The following is a 6,202-nucleotide window of genomic DNA, read 5'->3' as shown; positions in this document are numbered from 1 at the left end:
TTTATCAGAGAGCATCCCCTTTGTCAGCCAGAAAATCACTCATCCGGACTTTGACCTGATGCCACTAACCTACATCCATGACAGAGCTGGTGTGGTGGGTTCTGTCGGAATCTGCGGAGAAACGAGTTATTTATAAATGAATAACTCCTTCTGGATATATGTCACTGCTACAATCCTATTCATTAGACAAGTCAACCTGGACATACAAGGGCTTCCATGGTGTCTTGCACACCTTCTTTCCTGTCGGAGAGACAGGCCCTGCCATGAAAGGCTTTTTCGGAGATGCAAGCACACTCACCTTGTTCTTTGTCAAGCAGGATTATGTGCATTGGTATTGGAATGATGTGGACCTGACCAGGATCAGGAACGAATTCCTGGAAAGGATGAAGAAGGATCCTGAATATCTGGAAAAACTGAAAAGAGAGTGGCATGAGAAGATAAAAGCGTTTGATAGGGTCTTAGAGAAAATCGACAACACCCATCTATCCTCTTTATCCAACAATGATCTTTCTAAACTATACGAAGATTTCTACAGGAGCTATGTTGATGAGTTCAGATATTTCATGGTGCTCGGTGATGCCTTATCGATGCATGCTGACCGTTATCTGGTGCCTGAATTCCAGAAGGTGCTTGGAGCGGACTTCACCTCAGTTTTCCCTAAGCTTATTGCGACAGGATATCTTTCTTTTATTGAGGAAGAGAGCATGGGGAGGGAAGAATTGATTGGGATGCAAAGGAAAAAAGGATCCATACCCGGGGAAAAGCTTGAGCTTCATGCAAAAAGATTCTTCTATATCCAGAACAACTATGCAAAAGCCATCAGGCTGACACCAGATGATTTCCTGGACCTGATCAAGAAGGATATTGGGAAAGGTGTAGGTCATGCAGAGGATATCCGGGATAAGCAGCTCAAAGAGAAACAGGAATTGATAAAGGTTTACAATCTGTCTGGATGGCACAAGACATTGCTCTATATAATGGATGAATTCTTCAGGATCCAGGATACAAGGAAAAAATATGTGCTCATATCTAATTGCTATCAATTTGAGTTCCTCAAGGATGCTGAGAGACGGACAGGCATCCCATTCAGATTATTGAAATATTCAATATATCCTGAATTCATTAGAATCCTTGAAGGAAATCTGGACCAGAAGGTGTTTGAGAGGAGATATGAGCTCTGCGCCTGTATCCACACCCAGGAAGGTTTTGAGATTGCAGAAGGGGAGGACGCACAGGAGGCTTTGGATTTCTTTCAGAAGGATGTCAGTGAACAGAAGGAGATAAAGGGCATGGTCGCTTCTTTAGGGAAAGCCAGAGGAAGAGTGAAAAGATTATTGAAGATCCATGATATGGCAAACATTGAAGAGGGGGATATAATTGTGGCTTCGATGACAAGGCCTGAGATGGTCCCTGCAATGAAAAAGGCTGCCGCCATTGTGACTGATGAGGGCGGCGTCACTTCTCATGCTGCAATTGTCTCCAGAGAGCTTGGGGTCCCTTGCATCATCGGAACAAAGAATGCGACTAAGATCCTTAAGGACGGGGATCTTGTGGAAGTTGATGCTGAGAAGGGCATTGTTAGGAAGATCTGATTGTCGTCGTAAATGTTCTGGTTCTTCCGAATATAAACCTGTTTTTTTCTAGAAAAATATATCAAGATAAGTTTTCTAATAAAATAAAGAAAAAACCGCGGTGGCTTCCACCTCGGTGGGATCAACCAGATCTCATGCGGGTTCAAATGGTTTCTAACCCCTGAACGTGGAAAATCCCGCCCGCGCCGCCTAAAAATCTGCATAATCTTCACAAACTCCCTCTCATTACCAGAGCATGAAAGTGTTCTCAGGGCGCTAGCTTCTTTCTTTCTCCCACTCCTCATCTTCTTCACCATCCCTGTGCTCCTTAACGTTTGTATCTAAACTTCTTTTGTCTCCTTCTGCCTGACAATATCTTTTGCTTTTTGTTCATCAGCATCCTTTTCTTGTACATGCTGTCAGAATAGAATCTCACACTTCTATTAACATTCTTGATCTTCTTGAAATCACTATACCAATCCCGATAACAATCTCTGTAATTCTGCCATTCATCATAAAAAATATCTATGAAGATATTTTCATGTAGAATTTCATTCTTAGAAATAGTTGCCCTTGGAGTTGTGTAACCACTATGTCTTCTATCTTTCTTTGTTACCATCAGACACCTCCAAACATCCTTCATCCCCAGCAACTTTCCAGGCAGCTGAAGAGATTGTCCTGATTAAGGACAGATGTTCTTATGATGTCCAACAGCTGATTTCAGATTTCATTTTCACATACATCTGTGTATCTTTCAGTTATTAATCTTTCCAATTTTGTATTCGAAAATCTTTCGGATTACTTTAAGAAATATCCTCTCTTATAAGCGAAATCATGATGTTGCAGATCGGAAAATCTTATCGTCTTGTTGCCTTCATCGACATGAAAGATCAGGACAAAATGGCTGTCAATGTGGACTCTCTTGTAATCTTTCATGTCATGGCTCAGGTTTTTGTAGTGATGTGGGTCTTCACTGTTAGATATTTCCCATATCTTGTTTAAGGCTGCTTCATACCTGCTTTTGTCTTTCTTGAAGAGCTTCTTGAGGATCTTGATTAATTTATCGCTCCTTTCACTTCTATACATTTTCAATTTCCTTTCTTAGGGCATCGATGCTTTCAAAACTTTTGAACTTCCCTTTGTGTATTTTCATCAGTTCCTTCTTATATTCAGGCCTTACCTGCGGCTCAAGGAATGCATCCTCATATTTGCCGACAACCAGATCTATTGCAGTAGACTTATCCTTGAGGCCGTACTTTGCCTTGACGATGTTCAATACCCTGTTGGAATTTTCTGTTATGTCTATCATAGCTTTTACCATATTTACATCACATATACAGATATATATGTCATGTTTATATGTTTTTCCATAATACACACTAGGAAAGGCAGATTATTAAGTATTTCGCTTAAAAAACCGAAAATCTTCCGACTAAGAACAGAAAAGGCTATTTTTACCCCAATCTCCCGACAACAAACTCGATCAGTCTGTCTGTCATTTCTTTCCTCTGCTCTCCATAAGCGCCAAGATGTGGGATGTTTGCGATCGCTCTATGCCCGCCGTATGTGTTGGAGATGAGATCCAGGACATTGAACCTGTATTGCTCAAGCTCTTCATCTTCAGCATCGCGTAATTGCCTTCCAGCAATATCTTCTGCTCTATCACCAAGGAGTATTTCCAGAAGATCAGCCCTCGGAGGGATCAGCTCACCGACTGCCTTTGATTTAATCATCCTCTTGAAGAATCTCATGTCTGTCTCAGCATCCGGAAGCACAAGACCGATCCCTTCTTCCACGACAGAGATCAAGTCAGCATCGCTCTGTCTTGCTGGATTGCATGACACCTGCAATAGTCCCATGCCTGGCCAGTTATTGATGAGGAATCTTGTGTCTGGATAAGCTTCGAATGGAACGTACCGGTCATAGCTGCCGAGTGCAAACATTGATGTGATGGGTTGATTGAGCACAAGTATGCCGTCGTCAAACACAGGCTTGCCGCTCTGCCCGAACCTATGCCTGTAATCATCCCCATTCTTCTGGAGCATCTCAAAGAATTCTCTGGGGCTTCCCTCAAACAAAGGTTTTCCTTTGACCTTGACTTGCAGCGCCAGCTCATAAGCAAGATGCAGCATCTCGACAGGATGCCATGTTTCGCAATCCTGCACAAACCTTTCAAGATACCTCTTGCTTCCGACATGCTTGTTCTTCAGCGCCATGAGTGTCTTGTTCAGTGCAAAGTAATGCTGCATCTTGAGTTGCATATCACAGCAGGATTCCACCTCTTCATCAATTATATATCGTCTCTGTTCATTGTGTGAGAATCCAAGTTCATGATGTCCAGCAGAATCTATGCAGTCAGCAGCCTCTGCCATCAATGATAGGAGTAATATGCTCTGGCCTCCGCGCTTAAGCAATTCTGTGATCAGTACACCTGCATTTGATTTTGCTCCTGGGTAGAACTCTGTGATACAGCTTGCATTGGCCTGGTATGATCCTGAATGATGATCGATATGATGCTGTAGACCGTCAAAACCTTCTGCGAAATCAACAAGAGCATTGATATCTCCAGCAGGTACCTCTTGACTAAGTATCTCTCCATACTGCGCCTCCTTCGGCACAACAGTCAAGCCGGGAACCTGCACCATCTCTTTGTAGGCGAGTGCGCTGATCACTCCATCGAAATCCTTGTGGAAATACAGGTCAAGTCTCCTTATGCTGCCGGGTTCTTCCATATGTCCCGGGGATTCTGCCAAAGTATTAAAGGATTGCTGTTAAATGATCGCTTAGACTTCTCTCAGGCCTTGCCTGAACTCTGGCACTGTCGGCCTCTGCTTGTAGTCCATGCTCAATGAGCTATCCACGACATCAACAAGTCTGGGAGGCAATGCCTTCCCTATCATTGTCTGCCCAAGAGGTATGAATTCTCCGCTCAGGTTTCTCATTGCCAGGCCTAGCACTGATCCTGTCTTGCCATATGCATCCATGCCTGTCAGTGCATAATATGCAACAAGTCCTGCGCAGTAGACATCACTGTGCGTGTCTACTGATGTTGTTCTTGCAACATTAGGAATCCATGGAAGATTCAAATAGAAATTATCACCGAGCTCATTGCTGACTATCATCTCTGGTGCCATGTATCCTGGTGTACCTGTCAGCCCGCCGACAATCTCAGCGATGCCTTTGCATTTTGAGACTCCTGGATCCACCAGTCTCCATCCTTTTCTGTCGAGCACGATATTTGCCGGTTTGATGTCCCTGTGCACTATCCCTCTCTCATGATATGCTTGTACTCCTGCAAGCATGTCATCCATCATCCTTACTGCAGGTTCTGCTTGCATCGGTCCATTCTCTTCGACGTGCTTCTCCAGGTCTGTCCCAGGTCTCAGCAGCGGCAGGGCAAGGAATCTTCCTGTCCGAAGATTTGCCGGATCAGCGCGAGGATATTCTCCTGTAGCATAGAGGCTTACAATCCTAGGATCACCATTGACCTCCCTCAATGCATGCAGTTCTGTGTCGAACATCCTGCTCTTGCCGGCTTGGGACGCTGGTTCTGCCTTGACAAAAAGCCTATTTTCATTGTCAAGGTCTGTTCCAGTGTAGATCAGCATCGCTCCTTTCGGCACAACTGAATCAAGTCTAATGTCTACTGGAGTTCCATCTATTCTTGATCCTTGAAGGATTGTATGAAGCATATTCACTTGCCCATGGTAACCATTTATAAACTTTATGGTTAAAATAATTATTTTCTATATTATAAATTTATATTATTGAAAATCTCGACAAGCGGGATTTTTATGGGATGGATAATACCCACCTTTAGGTCGGGATTTTCAATCCCGAAAATGGTTTGACATTAATGTGAGCCCGTAATACTCCGCCCTTTAGGGCAGAGATAGGGCTAACTATTAGATAGTCAAACCATTTTCGTTATTTGGCTCATATTAATAAATCAGCCAACTTCCCCTTGCGAAATGCTTTACATCCCCCATATAGATAATCAGATGGAAGATAGTAAGAGGACTCATAATTATCCAGCTCTGGATGACCATCTTAAGAATGAGCTGTTCGTGTCTTTAGAGGATTTAAGGGCTCACTACAGATCAGCAATCCGTTTTGATAAGGTACATGCATTAGCTATGCTTCTTCTGAGAGAAAAGGGGGTGGAAACCGGTGAAGGCACGAGGAAAGTGATGACTTATTCTCATCATGGACCTGGGCTTGCACTTGAAGTCGGCCACAAGCACGGGGTTCCGCAGATGCAGATAGAGACATTGCTTTTTGAAAAGCTTTTTTTCCAGCCTTGGTTCATGAGGGCTTTCTATGACACTCTGTCGATATCATTCAGGCAGACAGATGCAAGGACAAGCAATGTGCATGATGAGCATTGGTTGCTCGAGAGGAGCAGGTTCGCTTGTCCGTATCAGAACATCTCGCTTGAAAGGATAGCTTCACTCTCCCCTTCAAGGATAACTATTGACAATGCTCCCAGCTTGGTTTATCATTCCTATAGAAGATCTGATCAGTCAACTGCATGATTATCAGGCTAAACCCCAGAATTATTTCTTGCCGGCTTTTCTCTTGCGCTTCTCTTTCTTCATTCTCTTCCTTTGCCATTTCCAGCGCATCTGGCC

The 6,202-nt window shown here is 43.6% G+C and carries 7 protein-coding genes; 2 read left to right on the top strand and 5 right to left on the bottom strand.

The annotated features are described in order from the left end of the window. Positions 1-383: 383 nt before the first annotated feature. Positions 384-1,592, top strand: coding sequence for a hypothetical protein (locus tag JW968_05875; protein ID MBN1386472.1), 1,209 nt, complete (start codon positions 384-386; stop codon positions 1,590-1,592). A 307-nt stretch (positions 1,593-1,899) separates the two neighbouring features. On the opposite strand, the gene JW968_05870 is transcribed toward JW968_05875, so the two are convergent. The 5 genes from JW968_05870 to JW968_05850 form a co-directional block, all read right to left on the bottom strand. Then, positions 1,900-2,190: a hypothetical protein gene (locus tag JW968_05870; protein ID MBN1386471.1), complete on the bottom strand. Its 291-nt coding sequence runs from the start codon at positions 2,188-2,190 to the stop codon at positions 1,900-1,902. Positions 2,191-2,369: 179 nt separating this feature from the next. After that, positions 2,370-2,657 carry a type II toxin-antitoxin system mRNA interferase toxin, RelE/StbE family gene (locus JW968_05865; GenBank protein MBN1386470.1) on the bottom strand — a complete coding sequence of 96 codons (288 nt, stop codon included), beginning with the start codon at positions 2,655-2,657 and terminating at the stop codon, positions 2,370-2,372. After that, complete coding sequence (locus tag JW968_05860) at positions 2,650-2,892, bottom strand: DUF2683 family protein (GenBank protein ID MBN1386469.1); 243 nt, start codon at positions 2,890-2,892, stop codon at positions 2,650-2,652. The genes JW968_05865 and JW968_05860 overlap by 8 nt, the downstream gene beginning before the upstream one ends. A gap of 133 nt (positions 2,893-3,025) precedes the next feature. Next, complete coding sequence (locus JW968_05855; GenBank protein MBN1386468.1) at positions 3,026-4,303, bottom strand: hypothetical protein; 1,278 nt, start codon at positions 4,301-4,303, stop codon at positions 3,026-3,028. A gap of 51 nt (positions 4,304-4,354) precedes the next feature. Then, positions 4,355-5,263 carry a protein kinase gene (locus JW968_05850; protein MBN1386467.1) on the bottom strand — a complete coding sequence of 303 codons (909 nt, stop codon included), beginning with the start codon at positions 5,261-5,263 and terminating at the stop codon, positions 4,355-4,357. A 279-nt stretch (positions 5,264-5,542) separates the two neighbouring features. On the opposite strand from JW968_05850, the gene JW968_05845 reads away from it, so the two are divergent. After that, a complete protein-coding gene (locus tag JW968_05845) occupies positions 5,543-6,106 on the top strand; it encodes a hypothetical protein (GenBank protein ID MBN1386466.1) in 564 nt (187 codons plus the stop codon). Positions 6,107-6,202 lie beyond the last annotated feature (96 nt).

The organism is Candidatus Woesearchaeota archaeon (assembly GCA_016928155.1).
Lineage (GTDB): Archaea > Nanobdellota > Nanobdellia > Woesearchaeales > JAFGLG01 > JAFGLG01.
This window is presented reverse-complemented; position numbering and strand designations above follow the sequence as displayed.